The 478-nt window shown below is 70.5% G+C and carries 1 protein-coding gene; it reads right to left on the bottom strand.

All coding sequences use genetic code 11. The features are described from left to right. Positions 1-478, bottom strand: a 478-nt coding sequence (locus IH13_RS0125295; protein ID WP_031088169.1) for a carboxyl transferase domain-containing protein, incomplete at both ends; no start/stop codon positions are given.

Below are 478 nucleotides of genomic sequence, written 5' to 3'. Positions count from 1 at the left end.
GCGCCGGGCTGTACGCCGCGCCGCCCGCACACGGGCCGAGCATCACACTGATCTGCGGGATGACACCGGAAGCACGCGTGTTGCGCTGGAAGATCCCGCCGTACCCGGCGAGCGCCGAGACGCCCTCCTGGATGCGGGCGCCCGCGCCGTCGTTCAGCGAGACCAGCGGGGCACCGGCCGAAATGGCCATGTCCATGATCTTGTGGATCTTCGTGGCGTGCGCCTCGCCCAGCGCGCCCCCGAAGATCCGGAAGTCGTGCGCGTAGACGAAGACGGTACGGCCGTCGACCGTGCCCCAGCCGGTGATGACACCGTCGGTGTACGGCTTCTTGGCCTCCAGGCCGAAACCGGTCGCCCGGTGCCGGCGCAGCTGCTCGACCTCCTTGAACGAACCCGGGTCCAGCAGGAGCTCGATGCGCTCCCGGGCCGTCAGCTTGCCCTTGGCGTGCTGCGCCTCGGTCGCCCGGTCACTCGGTCC

This window comes from Streptomyces sp. NRRL WC-3549 (assembly GCF_000721935.1).
In the GTDB taxonomy this organism is placed as follows: Bacteria; Actinomycetota; Actinomycetes; order Streptomycetales; family Streptomycetaceae; genus Streptomyces.
This window is presented reverse-complemented; position numbering and strand designations above follow the sequence as displayed.